Annotated in this window: 10 protein-coding genes; 4 read left to right on the top strand and 6 right to left on the bottom strand. The window is 52.2% G+C overall.

Translation table 11 applies throughout. The features are described 5' to 3' along the window. Positions 1–86 precede the first annotated feature (86 nt). The gene (locus tag EL645_RS37195; protein ID WP_126557421.1) at positions 87–2,594 is read right to left on the bottom strand and encodes an MMPL family transporter; all 2,508 of its coding nucleotides are present in this window, start codon (positions 2,592–2,594) and stop codon (positions 87–89) included. 373 nt (positions 2,595–2,967) lie between these two features. Between EL645_RS37195 and EL645_RS37200 the strand changes: the two genes are divergently transcribed. Together EL645_RS37200 and EL645_RS37205 are read left to right on the top strand one after the other, a co-directional pair. Continuing rightward, positions 2,968–3,753 (top strand): tryptophan 2,3-dioxygenase, encoded by a 786-nt coding sequence (locus EL645_RS37200; RefSeq protein ID WP_126557422.1) that lies wholly within the window; start codon positions 2,968–2,970, stop codon positions 3,751–3,753. A 32-nt stretch (positions 3,754–3,785) separates the two neighbouring features. Then, positions 3,786–4,880, top strand: coding sequence for a kynureninase (locus EL645_RS37205; protein WP_218032256.1), 1,095 nt, complete (start codon positions 3,786–3,788; stop codon positions 4,878–4,880). Between the two features lie 180 nt (positions 4,881–5,060). On the opposite strand, the gene EL645_RS37210 is transcribed toward EL645_RS37205, so the two are convergent. The 5 genes from EL645_RS37210 to EL645_RS37230 form a co-directional block, all read right to left on the bottom strand. Further along, positions 5,061–7,235: a tetratricopeptide repeat protein gene (locus EL645_RS37210; RefSeq protein ID WP_126557423.1), complete on the bottom strand. Its 2,175-nt coding sequence runs from the start codon at positions 7,233–7,235 to the stop codon at positions 5,061–5,063. A 17-nt stretch (positions 7,236–7,252) separates the two neighbouring features. Further along, positions 7,253–9,715 (bottom strand): tetratricopeptide repeat protein, encoded by a 2,463-nt coding sequence (locus tag EL645_RS37215; RefSeq protein ID WP_126557424.1) that lies wholly within the window; start codon positions 9,713–9,715, stop codon positions 7,253–7,255. Next, entirely contained in the window at positions 9,715–12,354 is a 2,640-nt protein-coding gene (locus EL645_RS37220) for an ATP-binding protein (RefSeq protein WP_161978005.1), read from the bottom strand. The genes EL645_RS37215 and EL645_RS37220 overlap by 1 nt, the downstream gene beginning before the upstream one ends. Before the next feature lie 262 nt (positions 12,355–12,616). Continuing rightward, on the bottom strand, positions 12,617–13,126 hold the full coding sequence (locus EL645_RS37225) for a hypothetical protein (RefSeq protein WP_126557426.1): 510 nt from the start codon (positions 13,124–13,126) through the stop codon (positions 12,617–12,619). Continuing rightward, positions 13,123–13,770 carry a hypothetical protein gene (locus EL645_RS37230; RefSeq protein WP_126557427.1) on the bottom strand — a complete coding sequence of 216 codons (648 nt, stop codon included), beginning with the start codon at positions 13,768–13,770 and terminating at the stop codon, positions 13,123–13,125. The genes EL645_RS37225 and EL645_RS37230 overlap by 4 nt, the downstream gene beginning before the upstream one ends. A gap of 371 nt (positions 13,771–14,141) precedes the next feature. Here EL645_RS37230 and EL645_RS37235 point away from each other — a divergent pair, with 371 nt between their 5' ends. Beyond that, the gene (locus EL645_RS37235) at positions 14,142–15,944 is read left to right on the top strand and encodes an McrB family protein (RefSeq protein WP_161978006.1); all 1,803 of its coding nucleotides are present in this window, start codon (positions 14,142–14,144) and stop codon (positions 15,942–15,944) included. Next, the gene (locus tag EL645_RS37240) at positions 15,925–17,595 is read left to right on the top strand and encodes a DUF2357 domain-containing protein (RefSeq protein ID WP_161978007.1); all 1,671 of its coding nucleotides are present in this window, start codon (positions 15,925–15,927) and stop codon (positions 17,593–17,595) included. Before EL645_RS37235 ends, EL645_RS37240 begins: the two co-directional genes overlap by 20 nt. The last annotated feature ends 89 nt before the right edge of the window (positions 17,596–17,684 follow it).

A 17,684-nucleotide genomic window follows, 5' to 3' on the forward strand; every position in this document is an offset into this window, starting at 1 on the left:
CATCATATCAGATCCTGCACGCTTGTTAATTGAAAAATGGAAAAAGGAGGGCAAGGCAAGGCTCAACCTTGCCTTGCGGGTTGCGGTTAGAGGCGGCCGGGCCACCAGTTCCATTTTCCGAGCAGGAGGACGAGGCCGGGGACGAGCAGGCCGCGCACCACGAAGGTGTCGAGCAGGATGCCAACGGCGACACAGGCTCCAAGCTGGAAGAGGATGTTTAAGGGTAGAGTCATCAGGACCGCGAAGGTGCCGGCCAGGATGAGTCCGGCGGAGGTGATGACGCCACCGGTGCGTGAGACGGCGTAGGGTACACCTTTTTCGATACCACGCCGCTTGGCTTCTTCACGGACACGCGACATCAGGAAGATGGTGTAGTCCGCGCCCAGGGCAACGAGGAAGATGAAGGTGTAGAGCGGGATGGCGTAGTTGAAGCCGTCCTGGCCTTCGACGCGTTCGAAGAAGAAGGCGCAGATGCCGATGGAGGCCAGGAAGTTGAGCGTGACGGCCGCCAGCAGGTAGAGTGGGGCGATCAGGCTGCGCAGCAACAGGGCAAGGACGATACCGACCAGCAGGATGACCGCCGGTACGACCAGGTAGGTGTCGTGCTGGTTATAACCCAGGGTATCCGATAACTGGGATGTTTGTCCCGCCAGGTACAGGGTGGCACTCGGGCCGTTCCCGTTGGGAAAGTTGGCGCTGAGCGCTTTGTTCAGGGTATCGCGCAGCGGCGCAATGTTGTTGATGGCGGTCAGCGAATATGGATCATCCTTGAGCACGACCGAGAGCTCGAAGGTGCTATTGTCCTGCGACATATATTGTGTGCTGGCCGCGAATGCTCCAATCGTCGCGAGCTGCTCCGGTGTGTAGGCAGGAGGCTGACCGGTGATCGGAGGTTTGCCGTTGGTGGGTGGCTGGCCGGCGACTGGTGGCTTACCTGTTGAAGGCTGGCCGGTAACAGGAGGTTTGCCGCTGGTGGTCGGGGGTTGTCCTGTGCCGGTTGACTTGCTGCCGGTGGGCGGCTGGGTTGTGATCGATGGTTGCTTGCCCGAGCGGATCGCATCCCGGAGCTGCGCAGGCAGGGCATCGATGGCGCTCTGGAGTTTCAGTGGATCAACCAGGGTGCCTTTGCCGGTTGGGCGGGTTGGACCCTGGACCTGGGCGACTCCAGTAGCTTTCTGGGCGGCCACGGTTACGGCGTCGATCTGTGCCAGGTGCTTATACGCATTGGCGTCGGAGCCGCTCAACTTGACCAGGACCGTGGTGGGGGCCAGCGTGCCGGCCGGGAAGTGCTTCTGCAAGATGTTGTAGCCGGTGCTGGAATCGGTCACCTCTCTAAAAGAGGTCAGGAAGTTAAAGGTCGGGACCGAGCCGATATTGCCGAGGGCCAGGATGATGAGGAAGATGGTGCTTCCCACCACGGCCACCACGCGGTGTCTGGCGGTCCATAGTCCCAGGCGCCCCCAGAAGCCTTTGAGGTCTCCTTCGGCATCTTGTTGTTGAATGGTCGGATCATACTTGGGCACAAAGGGCCAGTAGGCGGCGCGACCAAGCCAGACGAGCAGGGCGGGGACCAGGGTCAGTCCGGCCAGTAGCATGACGAAGATGGCGATGATCAGGGCTGGCCCCAGGCTGTAATAGAGGCCGATGAATGTAAAGAGCAGGGTCATCAGGCCGAGGATGACCGTGCCGGCGCTGGAGGTAATGGCCTCGCCGACCGCACGCATCGTGTTGCGCATCGCTTCGTGTTTGTCCTGGGTGTGCGCCAGTTCTTCGCGGAAGCGCGAGGCGATAAAGATACAGTAATCGGTGCCCGCGCCAAAGAGCAGCACGGTCATAATCGAGGTTGCCTGCTGGCTGATGCCCACGGCACCACTCTTGCCGACAAAACCAAGCAAGGCATCAATGATCTGTAAGGCCCAGCCCACGCCGATCAAGGGCAGGAAGGCCAGGATTGGTGAACGATAGAGCAGGATCAGTAGCACCAGTACCAGTCCCACCGTGGCCAGCAATAGTTTGACATCGACCGCACCAAAAATAAGTACCGTATCGGTGATGACACCGGCCGGCCCGGTCACATGGGCCTCGACGGAGGTATTGCTGGTCGTGGTCTTCAGGTAGTCGCGCATCTTCTTCACGCTATCCTGAAATTGGGTGTCGGAGGAAGAGCCGGTCATATTTGCAATGATCGTCATGGTCTTGTTATCTTGCGAGACCAGCTGACTGGCGGCTTGCGGCACCGTATAGATCGAAAGGACCTTATCTACCGATGCTGGTTTCTGGCTCGATCCCAGCCAGTCGCTAACTTTCTTGATGGTCGCTTTATCATCGGCACTCAGACCTTTTTCGTCGGAGAATACCAGGATGGCTGGCGTGCCACGGCTGCCGGGAAACTTATCCAACTGTAGCCGCTGGGCGACCTGTGAGCCCGCGTTGGATGGTATATCCTGGGTCGAGCCGTTGTCATAGATATCGGCTAATTTAGGGGCCGTCACCACCAGTACGATGGCGATCAGCAACCAGACGATAATGGTGACAAACTTGCCACGCTTGCCGGTTGCGCTATCTGTAAGCCCGTGCAAGAGACGTGTAATCATACAAACTCCTGAGAAGAAGGCGCAGATCTTGATCTACAGATCTTCTCTTTGTGATGTGTTACTTATCAAGTGATAATAATAAAAGAGAACGATTCCCTGTCCTATATCATATAAGACAGGGATGAAATTATCAAGCGATAACCAGAATGAGCTCGCTTGTGCTTGTCTTCTGTGTATAGGATGCTTGAGTTTGCCTGATCGGGTGCATGATTTTGAGGAAAATTCACAAAAAAGCCAGCAGGTTTTAAAAAATATATTTATCAAGTGATAATTTATTGCAAAATCGTTTTCTCATTGTACAATACATAGTACAAGAGCTATGCTATGCTGTTGTAGACTACAATGACGTACTGATAGAAAGAATGTATGTGCTATGTCAAAAGCCCTCAATTATGCTAGCTATCTCAGGGTTAATGAGTTATTGCAGTTGCAGACACCCAGGAGTAGCGGCCCGGAGCATGATGAACTGCTCTTTATTATTATCCACCAGGTTTACGAGCTCTGGTTTAAAGAGCTGCTGCATGAGATTGAGTATTTGCAGAGAATGCTCTATCAGAATGATGCGGCCCGCGCCTCCCATACCACGCGGCGTATCCTGGCCATTCTTAAAACAGTGGTGGCGCAGCTCGATGTATTAGAGACCCTGACACCACTGGAATTTAACTCGTTTCGCGGATTTCTAGAATCAGCCAGTGGCTTTCAGTCGGCGCAATTTCGTGAACTGGAGTTTGCGCTGGGCTATAAGCGTGAAAATATATTGTCCCATTGTACTGATGATGAAGAGGCCCTGCAGCGGCTACGCACGCGTTATGAGCAGCCGACGCTCTGGGATGCTTTCCTGCGGTATCTTGTTCTGAACGGTTATGCTGTACCCGAGGAACAACTGGGGCGTGACGTGACTCGTCCCATTCAACCCTCGCCCGAGCTGCAAGCGCTGCTGGTTGGGGCCTATCGCCAGAACGCCACGGTGAGCAACGTGTGTGAAAATCTGATTGATATTGATGAAGGCCTGCAGGAATGGCGCTATCGACATGTGAAGATGGTTGAGCGCACAATCGGCATGAAGAGCGGTACCGGTGGCTCACCTGGAGCGGCCTACCTGGCGACCACGCTCAAGCCGTTCTTCCCGGATCTGTGGGCGATTCGCTCCCAATTTTAAGTAACGTCGGTATTAGTAGAATTGGTAAGTTTATGACAATTTCAACTGATCTTGCCTATGCCGCCGAGCTGGACGCACAAGACCCCTGCGCCCATTTTCGCGAGCGTTTTCTGATTGATGATGACAACCTGATTTATATGGATGGTAACTCGCTGGGCCGTCTGCCCCACGAGGCCGCGACACTGTCCACGGAACTGATCCTGCAGCAGTGGGGGAGCCGTCTGATACGGAGCTGGAATGAGGGCTGGTTTACGGCTCCTGAGCGCATCGGAGCTAAGATAGCTGAGCTGATCGGGGCGCAAGAGGATGAGGTGATTGTGGCCGATTCTACCTCGGTCAATCTCTTTAAGCTCGTTGTGGCGGCGCTGCGCCATCAGGCTGGCCGGCCCCAGATCCTGACCGACGACCTGAATTTCCCCTCCGATCTCTATATATTACAAGGCGCCATCGAGGTGCTGGACAAGCAACACCAGTTGCAGGTCGTATCTTCGGTTGACGGCATCTATGGTCCGGTGGCGGAGCTGCAGGCGCGCCTGAATGAGCAAACGGCCTTGCTGACCCTGTCACACACGGTCTTTAAGAGTGGATATATGTACGACATGGCTGCCCTGACGGCGGCAGCCCATGCCGCCGGCGCGCTGGTCCTGTGGGATCTCAGCCACTCGGTTGGCGCGGTACCGGTGGACCTGAACGGAGCCAATGTTGACCTGGCGATTGGTTGTACCTATAAATATCTTAATGGTGGACCGGGGGCGCCCGCCTTCCTCTACGTCAGACGGGACCTGCAGAAGCGGCTGTTCAATCCGCTCTCAGGCTGGATGGGGCAGCGCGACCTGTTTGGCTTTGACCTGAACTACCAGCCGGCCTCTGGCCTGCGCCACTTCCTGACCGGCACCCCGCCAGTCGTCTCGCTCTCCCTGATCGAGCCGGGAGTGGACCTGTTGTGCGAGGCGGGCATCGAGCTGCTGCGCGCGAAATCTGTGCGCCAGACCAGCTACCTGATCGACCTCTGGCAAGCTGAATTGGAGCCACTCGGCTTTACCCTGAAATCCCCACGCGAGCACGCTTACCGGGTTCACACATCTCCCTGGGACACGCCGAGGGACTGCGCATCGACCTGGCCCTGATCAACGACATGCATGTCCTGCCAGATTTTCGGGCCCCGACAATATCCGCCTGGGCATCACCCCGCTTTACACCACCTACCGTGACATACACCAGACGGTCCAGCGCCTCAAAAAGATCGTAGTCGAGCGCCTCTACGAACAATATCCCACCGAGGCCCCCATCGTCACGTAACATCACGCCTATGATTTTAAGATCACTTGTTTGATCTTTGCTTCGAGATAGGCGCAGAACTCCTGGGTGGTAGCGGGTTCTATGCCGAGAGGGGCGAAATCTCGTAGGCTGAAGAGGGCGTCTTGCAGGTAGTAGAGGGATTGGCAGTTGCGCACAAAGCGCTGAAAATGCTGCACAGCTTCGGCTGGGCGCTGCAGGAAGAGATTATAGAGGAAATGACCGATTGCCAATGCATCCTTATTGAGTCCGCTGGGTGCCAGTTGGAGGGCCTGGTGGACTGCCCTACGGGCCTGCTCCGGTTGTTCTAATTGCCATAATGCACAGGCATATGTATATTGACCGCCTGGTGATTGTGGTTTCAGTTCAATGGAGCGTTCAGCATCCTGCAAGGCTTCTTGATACTGTCCCAGCAAGCGATATATATGGGATCGATAGCCCAATGACGATACATCATAACTATTGTAGTCCAACGCCTGCTGGAAGTCTTGCACGGCCTCATGGTATAGTCCCATTCTATAATGGATAATGCCACGCGCTCTGAAACAGGCGGAATTCTGTGGCTTGAGTGCAATTGCCTGCTTGAGCTCTTCTAGCGCTTGTGGATAGCGTTCCAGGTCACAGTATAATTCGCCACATTGGATATGGATGGCAAATGTAAGCGATCCATTTAATTGTTTGGCATAGGCAAAGTCGTTCAGGGCCCGTTGATGCTGACCCTGCAGGTGATAGGTCATGGCGCGATAAGTGTAACCACCTTGATCTTCTGGCTGCAATTCAATCGCGCGGTTAGCAAGCTGCAAAGCTTCTGTATAGAGCCCCATTTCACGACAGAGGTTGGATTGCAAGAGGTAAGCATAAGCGGAAGCTGGGTCTAGCTGCTGGCCATGTTCCATATCGACCATGCTTTCCTCGTAGCGCTTCAGGTCGCGATAGATAATACCACGCGAGACATAATAACTGCTATGGTCAGGGGCAAATTCGATTGCTCGATTGATTGAGTTTAATGCTTCGGCATAGTTCAGGCAAGCGCACTGTACGTCGCTAAGGTTAGACCAGTATAGGCTATTGTTTGGCTCTAATTGCAGGGCTTGCTGGAGATCGGCGCTGGCGGCTGAATAGTTTTTGAGGGCTTTGTGTATCTCGCTCCGAATGGCGAAGTAGGATGCCTCTTGTTGCTCATGCATAATTGCTTGATCGGCATCGGCCAGTGCGAGCTGAAATTGCCCGGCTGTTTTATATATATAGGCCCGCTCGATTAAAGCCGGCACAAAATCTGGGAACCGCTGGATGAACGAGGTGAGATCATCGATGGCCAATTGATATTTCTCATAGAACCAGAGTAGAAGAGCGTGTGTTTTATATGCTGTGAAGATGATGTCGGGCGCCTCCATCTGATCTCCCATAGCGATAGCTCGCTGCGATTCTGTGTATGCGGCCTCAAACCTGGCTGCTGACTTATTGTTTATATCGACCATAAATCCTGTTGCCCGCGCACACTGCTCAAGAAATTGAAACATAGGTGTATGTAGCTTATCTTCTGCCCTGAATGTATCTTCTAGTACAGTTTTTGTTTCTGCAAAAGTATTGGAAGTAGCGCTGACCTGACTTTGTACCTGGAGCAATTTTATCTGGCTGAGCTGTGCGCCTACATGGGAATCTGAACGCAGGAAGAGTCCCCTGGCTTTCAATGCGGCACCCTCGGCCTCAGAGTTTTCGCCGCGTTTCAGATGCAATTCACTCTTCAAAAGAAGCAGGTCGGCGCTCCAGAGAGGTTGATTTATGCTGTCGAGCCAGCGCAGCCCTTCTAGTAGAACGTTCAAGATTACATTATCAGGGATGTTGGGTAATTTAGTTGCGCATGTTACAAATAGATAATAACCATTTTTGATCATGTATTGATTGTCTGGATTAAGGAGAGGTTGAAAATCGGGATCGCCAGCTATCTTGATCAACCACGAGCAGTGTCCCAGCGCTTCTATAAGATTGCCGCAATATATTTGTGCGTCGGCCAGTAAGTGATGGGCATTCATCTCGGCCATTGGAAGTCTCTCGTTTTGGCCGATCTCTAGTAGTTGTTCCGCTACAAGCACTTCATTTTGAAAGTCTCCCTGTTCCCACAAATTATGTGCCAGCTTAATTAATTGATCGACCTGTTCTTGATGTTTAGTGCTATTATTCTGCATAAATTTCTCCCTTTGCTCTATGCTTTGTTGCTCTGAGTATGCAAAGCTTTGATTTGTTGTTTTAGCCGCTGGCAGAAGATATTGATTGTGCGCTTCGCCAGGCCAAGGGAGGCGAACCCCCTGAGCAGGAAGAGGGTGTCCTGCAGAAAGTAGGCGGATTGACAGTCGTCGAGAAATTGTTGGAAGTGGGCCAGGGCTTCAGTGATGCGGTTGGCGAAGAGGGTGAAGATGATCAGGCATTGGCTCTGCTCAAATGGGCGTTCGTCCTGATTGGCCAGCTCGATAGCCTGTTCGATATCCTGTTGCGCCCGCTCGGGTTGTCCCTGGGACCAGTAGATGGTGGCGCGGGTATAATAGATCCAGGCGTCATGCTGGTTGAGCTGCAGCGCTTGCTCGATGGCCTGATGGGCCTCGCTATAGCGGCTTAGCGTATGATAGATTTGAGCCTGGTGTAAAAAATTATAATCTAGATATGGATGCAGCTGAATGGCTTTTTCGATATCCTCTAGTGCCTCTTGATAGCGTTGTTGATCACGTTTGAGGAGGCTACTTACCTGGTAGGCGATGTATTCTTGTGGGGCCAGGGTTTGTGCCTGCTGGATTGCTTCTAAGGCCAGGGGGTATTCTTCTATATATCGATAGAGCAAGGCACGATGGAGATAGAGCGCGAAGCCAGATGGTGTCGGTTGAGACCAGGCCAGATCCTCTAGCGCCAACTTGAATCTCCCCATTCTATACGTGATTAATGCACGAATAATGCGGTGAGAATGCTCCGCAGGCTCGCGTTGTATGATTGCCTCTTGATCGCGTAAGGCTTCCGGCAAGCACTGGGCCTCCATGTAGATTAGCGCACGATGCTGCAAGCGATTAGTATTTGTAGGATCATCTTCGAGGGCGGCATTGATTACCTTTAACGCTTCCTGATAACGTCTCAGCTCTTTAAGTATTACGGCTTTACACACATAAAAATTGTATTCGCCGGGTTCCAGTTCTAGTGCCCGATCGATACTCTCTAGCGCTAATGTAAGTTGACCAAGCGCGATATAGTGAGAGGACTGTACAAAATAATTGAATCCGTAGCCAGGTTTTAAGCTAATCGCCTGCTGGCTATCCGCGAGTGCTTCTCGCAAGTATTTCTGGCTGCTATATATATATGATCGCAAAATCCAATAAGAGGAATTGGCAGGATCAAGGCGCAGTGCGCTTTGTACATCTGCCAATGCTTCCTGGTAGCGTTCCATATCGCGATACATGTTACTACGCCTATAGTAGTAATGGGCCCTGTCAGGTCTCAGCACGATGGCCTGGTCTATGGCCTGTAAGGCTTTAGCCGGCTCTTTCATGGCCAGGTAGATCTCGCGGCGCTGCATTAAGTAGTCCGTATTGTTGGGCATCAGGGTGAGAGCCTGCTGGATATCGTTGAGTGCTTCCTGATAACGTTGTAGCAACAAAAGAGTCTCAGCGCGCTCGGCAAAGTAGTCTGCTTTCTGGCTATCCAGCTCAATGGCCTGGTTGATATCATTGAGGGCCAGCTGATATTGTTTGAGGTAGCGATAGAGCCTGGCTCGCTGGTATAAGGCCGAGGCGTCCTCAGGAAATTGTTGTAGAAAGGTATTAAAATTATCCAGGGCACGCTGATAGTTTTTATCCTTTTGGGCAATTATACTTATTAACTGGTAAGCTCTCAACATAAAAGCGGGTGATTCTATGCGCGCGGCCAGTTGAATAGCTTTTTGCGCTGTGAGATACGCAGCGGCGAGCTGTCCTTCGAAGGTCTGGTTGAGAGCCGTGGCCTCCTGCGTGATGAATTGAGTGATCGTAGAGCGATAGCTATCTTTGTGCTCAGCGCGTTCGCTGAGAAAATTTTTCAAACTGGCACGATCGAGGCTGCTACCTGAAGAGAGCTGCTGCAGCATAAGCAAGGCTGTCTTGCAAGTATCGGCCAGGGCGGTTTTCTGATTCCGGAGTGCAATGGCCAGCGCTTTGGTCAGGGCAACCTCTGCCTCGGGCAAGCGCCGTTGCTCGAGTAACAGGTAGCCTTTGACATAATAGAGGCTGCCACTTATATCTTCGCGCTGCCTGTCAGCCAGCCAGCGCAGCCCATTCTCTGTCATCTGCAAAGCATGGTCGAGAGGTATATGTGGCAGGTGAAATGCGCATTCCGCCAGCAATCCATAGGTCAGGGCGATGGTGTGCAGATTCATGTCTGCGAGCCGTGCTTGCTGGTCTGGATTTTGTGTCAGGTCGATAATCATGGCGCAGTATTTCAAGGCCTGCAGGTGCTGACCAGACTGGCTCAGCGCTTCAGCCAGGCTATACCAGGTCTCTATTCTCAGCGGCAGCTCCTGCGTATCTAGCAGTGTGCTTAGTGGCTCTAGCAGCGCGATCGCCGTTTGATATTGTCCATCCCTCATGAATTTCCAGGCCAGTATATTGGTCTGATATACCTCAGCTCGAGATGGCATGGCGGTATCCGGCATTAGTGGTGCGTCTCCTCTAATACCTCCTGCAGAGATTGTTGCAGGCGGCGAGCTTTGATACTGGTTAGATGTCTGACCCGACTGGTAATTTCCTCGACGGGCGCGCTGGTAAATTCTTCAATTGAGCTATAGATACGGGCAATCTCGCTCGCAACCTCGCCAGGTATCCAGAATTCTTCCTCCAGGTAAAGAGGGGAGAGATAGCGTTCCTGGCGCAGCTGATTAACGTGCTGGATCTGCTCATTTTGTTCGAGCAGCGGGCGCAGGGCTTCAACCATGGTACTGACTGTATAGTGGGTTTTGTCGGCTGGATAGTTGATGCGCGTCAGGCCATCCAGGTGGGGTAGCTCGGTGTGGGCCTGTTCCGATTGCAGGAGCAGGATCGTTTGCCAATCCTGTTTCTTGCCGCACATATAGCCCAGTTCCATCACGACCTGGAGATTCGCTGTGCTGAGGTCAGCCAGATAGATATGGGGCTGCTGCTGGCCACGTTCCTGGTCCAATTCTGCCGCTGAAACGACCCGCCAGTAGTAAGGGGCGAACTCCATCACGTGGCGCAGGGCTGGCAGGAGCACGCTGGCATAGGGCAGCGTAGCCGTATCCTCGGATGGCATGGCCACGACGCAGAGAATCTGCTTGCCGGGCGTGGCCGTGTCTGTCGGAGCAGCCTGAACGTCCTTGCTGACCATTTCCTGGCGCGGACGCGTGCGCAGCGAGAGCTGGGAGGCGCTCAACCGGCTCTGCATCTCTCCTAGTTGTTCAGCCTGCTCGATCATCAGATTAATGGTTTCAGTGGCACTGGTAAAGATGGCCTGGATTGTTTCAGCCGTCATCAGGTGGGGCGAGAGCAAGAGTGCGTTATTATAGATGGCAGCGATGGCTGCCCGGTAGGAAATAGCATTATTGCGCTGGGTTGCGGCCATATGGGCTATCTTCTGCATGATTGGATTTTCTGTATTGAGATAAAGAAGGACTTGCGGTACCTTATGCTCCTTCAAGACCCGGCTCAGTAGATCCTTAATCGGCTGTGAGAGATGGACGCTTTGCTGATTCTCCTCTAGATCCTGGCGTAGTTTGGCCCCTGATTCTATGTTGGCGATAGCCGGGATGGTCCTGGGCTTAAAATGCACCAGGCGCATCTGTAGCGGCTGGCCAGGATGGATATGGTAGAAATCCATCATCAAAGGTTGGAAGAACTGTTCTTCTTCAGTGGAAGCTGGTTCGAACAGGAAATCCGTCCCCTCGCTACTGATCAAGTGTAGTCGTATCTCGGGGTGCCTTTGGGCGTATTTTTTTAGGAATGGTTCTTCAAAGCTCTGTCCTGCATTGATGACCAGCATGGCCTTGGCATCGCAGAGCATATAGAAGCGCGAGGCGTTTTCACGATCGCTAAAATAAAAGATATCGTGCCCGCTGTTATTTTCTAGCTTGAGTGCTTGCGCGCAATAGTGGCGCAGATTCATCCGGCCGCGATTGGTGTCAAACGGCATCAGGTCGGCGATGGCGTCGAAGAAATCATCATGGTCCAGCGCCATATTGCGGATATTAAAGGCATGCCAGAGCATGATTAGCTCAAAGCGTTCAGGTGTCTTCTTCGCCATGTTCTGTAAATGTTGCACTACTATGGTGGCCAGTGCTTCGCGAATCTCCTGGGTAATATAATCTTGTTGCACCGCATCTCGCGAGGCGGTCAGGGTCATATCGGGCGAGTCGATGACGCCGCTAATGAACTGGGCCCAGGGCGGTAGTATATTGCTTTCATGGCTGGTGACGAACATGCGATTCTGATACAGTTCCAGCTTACCCTCCGCCGTTGGACTGATATCCCGGCGATCCGATATATAGAGTACCCCATCGACGCGGTAAGGTGTGCGCAGGGCCACAGGAATAGTTTCCAGGATAGAGTCATTAGGGAAACGCTTGCCGACAAAGGATGTATATTCTTTTAGTCGCTCATCTTCAGAAGGAATGTTCAGATGCCAGGGTGCATTGACCGCGTTGGCTGGCACCTTTTCATCATTTAAGAAGATCTGATAGGGAATGAAATCCGCGTATTTCTTGATTGCCTTGCGCAGCTCTTCTGGAATCAGCATATCCATGTAGGCATCGGTAATAAAGAGCTTTACCGTGGTCCCGACCTCTGGTCGCTGGCCGGGCACCAGCTCATAATCGCTCTGCCCATCACTACTCCAGAGCCAGGAACTGCTGCCCGGCTGGATGCTCAGCGTCTCAACCTCGACGCGGTGCGCGACCACAAAGGCGGACAGGAGGCCGATGCCAAACTGTCCGATCAGCGTTACCTCGGCCTGGCGCCCCTTTGTTATCAACTCTTGTCGAAACTCATTGGTGCCGCTACGCCCGATCGTAGATAAATAATCGTGTACCTCTTGCTCGGTCAGGCCCGACCCATTATCGGTAAAGGTAATCGTGCGCTGCATACGATTGATATGAATATGAATAGTGCCGATGGGAGCATGTGGGTCCAGTGAGCTACGCTTCTTGATCGAGTCATGAGCATTCTGCACCATCTCACGCAAGAACACATCGCTTTCGGCATAGAGATTCTTTGCCAGTACGCGAATCAAACCCTGCAGATCAATCTTTATGCGATGCCGCGTTGTCTTTTGAGCTTCATCCATGTCTGGATCGCCCTCCATAAAATCATATAATTAAGTGTAGCTATATTAAAGCCAGGTAGAGCATTTATCGAGATGAATTGCACGCCATCGATAATTAGAAGTTAATCTGGTAGCAGTATACCATTTTAGAGTGGGAAATAAAAAGAGATGCATAAAAAGATAGAAGTAGCACCCCTGCACCATGGAGCCTGTTTTTTCTTTCTGGCATGAAATGACACCATGGCACAGGTATGAAACGGAGGCAAGCCTTGCGCTTACTATGCTAGCTTTTTTTGGTTGGTCGGAATGGGCGAGTTGGAGCCTGCTGGGTATGAGGGGTATGATAGCCAATCCCTTGCTCTTTAGTTGCTCCGAAAACTTCTGGGTGATGGTAGCGGCCCCTTTCAGTGGTGGATTTGTTTACTTCGACAGGAATACGGTTGGCTTTTGCCCAGGCATCCTGTCGGATACCAGTGACTTGCCAGGAGACCTTCATACCAGCTTTCCCACCTGCAATCTGGAACTGTTTGTTGTGCACTTCCTGCGCAATATGGAGATTTGGCGCTGCCGCACCTATTGCCGTCAACTGATAACGAAAATCGGAGTTGAGGGACTCGAACCAGGCGGGAAGTGCGACGGTGGCTTTTCCCGCGTTGTCGAGTTGCGTCACGCCATCATAGATATTCTTCATATCGGGCGACTCGACGAATGAGTGGTACAGGCTTTTATTGGCCGGGTCCAATGGATGATCGATTAAGAAGCTTCCGCCCCCTTTCGACAGGCTCCCATTCACATATACATCCCATAGAGTGCCGCTGCGTAAGGAGCCCCAAAGGCAAAGATACCATTGTTGTTATTGCTATACGAGAAGATTCCCTCTCCGCTTGAGCTATAGAAGAATCCTGCAGTATCACTGTCGCTGACACCATATACGCCCACACCAGAGTTGCTGCTGCCGTATACGCCAATGCCAGAGTTGCTGATACCGACCGCTCCAGAGCCGGTGTCGCTAGTACCATATATGGCATCGCCCGATTGGGTTTCAGCATATATACCGTCGCCGCTGGTGCTTTGGGCAACATAGACAGTACCCACATCAGTGATAGCGCTCACACCAAAGCCATGTTGGTGACCACTACTGTTGTAGCTCTCGACGTATATGCCAGGGGCTGAATTGGTTGCTATAGCCGTGATCGCCGGTGTACCAGGTAAACTGCTACTAAAGTTTCCCACGGTATCAAGCGGACGAGCGAGGGCGGTGCCACTGGTATTTTTGAGCAGGGCTGCCACTCCCGTGCTGGCTGCTATAGCTCCCACGCCGGTCCTCAATAGGCTCAGAAGGCTGCGCCGGGTACGCTGAGGCGCAGAAAATAGCTCTGGCTGATGGGGGGTTGTGGGGTCCGAGGCATTTTGTCGTTTGTCTGTGTGTCGGCTCATTTACATCATTTCTCCTTATCAATGCTATAAGTCGTACCGAACAAGCGCAGCATATAGCGCATTGCTGATGTTTTTTGATGATGTGCATGTTATGAATTTAACATGCGTATCATCATTATTGTTTACGTGGCGCTAGGAGTTTCCTGTCATGAATCTAACGTAGAGCTAATCATTTTTTTGGAGATATATTTTTCCTGTATAATGATTTTTAATCTCGAAAAAGCAAGCATAATCAGGGATGTTAAAGATCTGAAGAAGGCCGTTTGGAGAGGTAGACAGGGGGACGTTGTGGTTTTATAATGCAGATGCGTCAATATAATAACTATAATGCATCTAGATAGTATGGTCTGATGAAAGAGGCTCGTATAGCTATGCCAGATAGTGTTCAGGGGGCTCAGGCTTCCGTTAAGATTTGGATCGAGAAGACGATTGTGAAAGGGCATCCAGACCGGCAGTATGGCGAGTATGCGGTAGGGCAGGTGCTTTTTTCCCCGCAGCGTGGAAAAGGTGGGGTGGATGAGTATGCCAATATGCGGGCGGTGCGGCCGGGCGATATCGTGCTGCACCTGACCGATAATAATGCTTTTACTGGTATCTCACAGGTCAGGAGTAGCTACCAGGAGGTGTCTGGCATCGCCAATACTGAATGGGGCGAGCAGCCTTCTTACCTGGTGCGCTTACAGAACTTTCGCTATCTGGACCCCCCTTTGACCCGCGGGGTCTTTTTCTTTGCGCCTTATCGAGAACGCTTGTTGGTGCTGCTGGATACAGGCGAAAGAGATCTCTTTTATAATAGCGAGCCGAGTTTGAGGCAGGGGGCCTATCTGACGCCAGTGCCTGAGCCGTTGTTCGCGATCCTGGATGAGGCCTACCGTGAAAATGCGCGGGTCTCTTTATCGTCGATCATCAATGAGTTTGTGCAGTATTTCCAGCATTCGGGTGAGGTAGCGCGTCAGGTAGACCTCGATGAGGAGCTGCCCGACCAGGCGGCCGTGGTGCTTGAGGAGCTGCCTTCGCGCCTGACTGCGTATGAAGATGGAATAATCGATCTAGCGCCAGTTAAACGACCTGCGTATAGAGATAGCTTAACCGATGAAGTGGTGTCTCTGGCCCCGGTCAGCACCATGCCTGAGTTTAAGCTGTTGCAGCATATCAAGCGCTATATCGCCGCGCGTGGCTATTACTTTAGCGATGAGACCATCGATAACTATCATATCTGCTTGAAGACGCGTCCCTTTGTGATTCTGGCTGGCCTATCGGGGACCGGCAAATCGAAGCTGGCGCAGCTCTACGCGGAGGCGATCGGCCATTCGGTGGAGAACGATCATTATCTACGGCTGCCTGTGCGCCCCAACTGGAACGATGATCGCTACCTGATTGGCTACTTCGATCCAATTACCCAGCGATATATCACGGAGACCGCGCTCGACTTTTTGCTGCGGGCCGCTGAGGACCGCAACCATATGTATTTTATGTGCCTGGATGAGATGAACCTGGCCCATGTCGAATATTACTTCTCACAGTTCCTGAGCGCCCTGGAGGAGGATGAGCCCGCCTACCGCCGTATCAATCTGTATAGCAAAACTATCAAGAATATTCTGGATGAGCGTCAAGAAGCGAGCGAGGAGAAGCGCTTTGTCCCTCCGGAGAGTGTGGCCATCCCAACCAACCTCTTTTTTGTCGGGACGATCAATGTGGATGAAACGACGCAGCCGCTGAGCGATAAAGTGATGGATCGGGCCAATACGATCGATTTCTTTGATGTCGAGCTGAATAAGATTCCCAAAAAACAGGCCGGCGTCAATGCAGTGACGATTACGGCGGCTGATTGGCATCGCTATAAATCGTTGGAGACCGATGACAGCTATCGTGCTTTGATCGATGCGATCCGTAAAGAGTTGAACACGGTTGGGTTGGGAATTGGATATCGGATCGTCAAAGATATCGAGCAATATCTGGCCAATAGTCGCAATATCCTGGAACCGGAGGCGGCCATTGATCTGCAAATAAAGCAACGGATCTTACCCCATATCCGGGGCACTCGTGCGATTGCGGATGTATTAGATCGATTGCGGAATAGATTGGAGCGTGAACATTTAGGACGTTCGGTGGCGCGTTTAAATGAAATGAAAGTGCGACTGGAAAGAGATGGCTATGTCAACTTCTGGCGTTAAGCTGCGCTTTGAACTGGAAGGGCGGCCGCTACAATTCAATACCGGCAAGCTGCATCTCGATGCACGTATCATAGAGTGCAATAGTCCCAAAAAAGGAGGCTACACGCTGCGCGCGATCCTGCCTCCAGGACAAAGCTGGCCCACCAGGCTGGAGATCTTGATCGATGGTGAGGAGCTGGAACCCAATAAGAATATCATTGGCTACTGGCAGTGGCGGCCGATATTAGGTTATGCGGGGATCGCCCACCTGTCGATCCAAATTGATGGAGGGATGCCCTGGGAGGCCAGTATCCGTGTCTTTCCTGAGAAGGTAACGCAAGAGCGCTATGAATACATGCTCAATGATATCAGCCGGACGGCGGTGGACCTGTTGCTCAAGCTGAACTCCTCGATCAACGAGCGGGCTATAATTCAGCACAAAGAGCAGGAGTCCTCGGCCCTGCGTGAATATGCCCTGCTGCAGAAATTGATCGGCGAGCTGGAGCAGGTGATGTTTCACATTCGCCGCCGCCCGCACCAGGTACTCAAAGATAGCTATGAGCAGCAGGATATTCACCACATGCGCCGCATTTCATCCGAGAGTATTCCACTGGCCGGGGCCATACATAATCTTCCCGCCGAGGCCCCTATTCCGCATGTCCCGGCCAGCTGGCTAGAGCGCCAGAATACCACCACTTATGATGTCTACGAAAATCAGTTTTTAAAGCACTTTATCCAGCAGCAGCTCTATTATAAGCTCAATTTTGTCCTATCCAGCGCCAGCGATGAACTGATAACCAAAGAACAATTACTGCAAGATGCTCGGGCCAGGAATTGGAAAGATACTGTCGCCATCCATCAAGGAGATATTGTGCGGCTCAAGGCAGTCATCCAGGGCTGTCAGCGCATGTTGCAGCAGTGCAATGCCTGGGTTGGCGAACCCTTTCTGCAGGCCGTTCGGCAGCCGCCAGTGATCGGCCAGGCTACCCAGCTCTTGCTCAAGCACCAGCACTACAGCCGCTTTTTTCAGCTCTACTTACAGTTTCAAGAAGAGCTGCGCATCAGCGTCAATACGACCAGCTACATCACTGAACTCTCGATGCAAAAGGTCAGCGAGATTTATGAGTTATGGTCGGTCTTCTCGATTACCGCCAGCCTGATAAAGCAGCTCATTGATGCCGGTTTCCGTGTGGACGAGCACCATTTCTTCTATGAAGTTAAAAAGGATACCTTTCATTTTACTGTACATAAAAACCAGCCCGGTATAATCCTGCGCAAAGGTAACGTACAGGTTGAAATTATTTATGAACCACTCTATCGCAATTTCTCCAATGCCCGTATCCGCAGCGAAGAATTGCTGGGCATCGATCAGGCCGAGCACACCGCACAGTTGACGCCCGATATGGCGCTAGAGATCTACGAACAGGGGCAGCCGCGCGAGGTATTGGTCTTTGACGTCAAATATAAATGGGAGATCAAGAAAGGGGGTCAGCACGAGCCGACGCAGGATGATAAGGACAAGATGTTCAAGTATCACCACTACATCCTGCGCAAGACCATCGACCGGCGCGGCCGCTACCAGTTTGAGAAGGTCGTCTCGTGCGCCTACATCCTCTATCCCGGCGACCTGACATTGCAGAACGCTTCAAATCCGTTGGAGCTTTGCCTTTAACGCCGAGCATGGTCGCCAATAAAAAGGCAGAGGTCGAGCAAGCGCTGGCAACCTTATTAAAAGGTGCCAGGCTGATCTTGTAGCAATAA

The sequence above is a fragment of the Dictyobacter kobayashii genome (assembly GCF_003967555.1).
GTDB classification, from domain to species: Bacteria; Chloroflexota; Ktedonobacteria; order Ktedonobacterales; family Ktedonobacteraceae; genus Dictyobacter; species Dictyobacter kobayashii.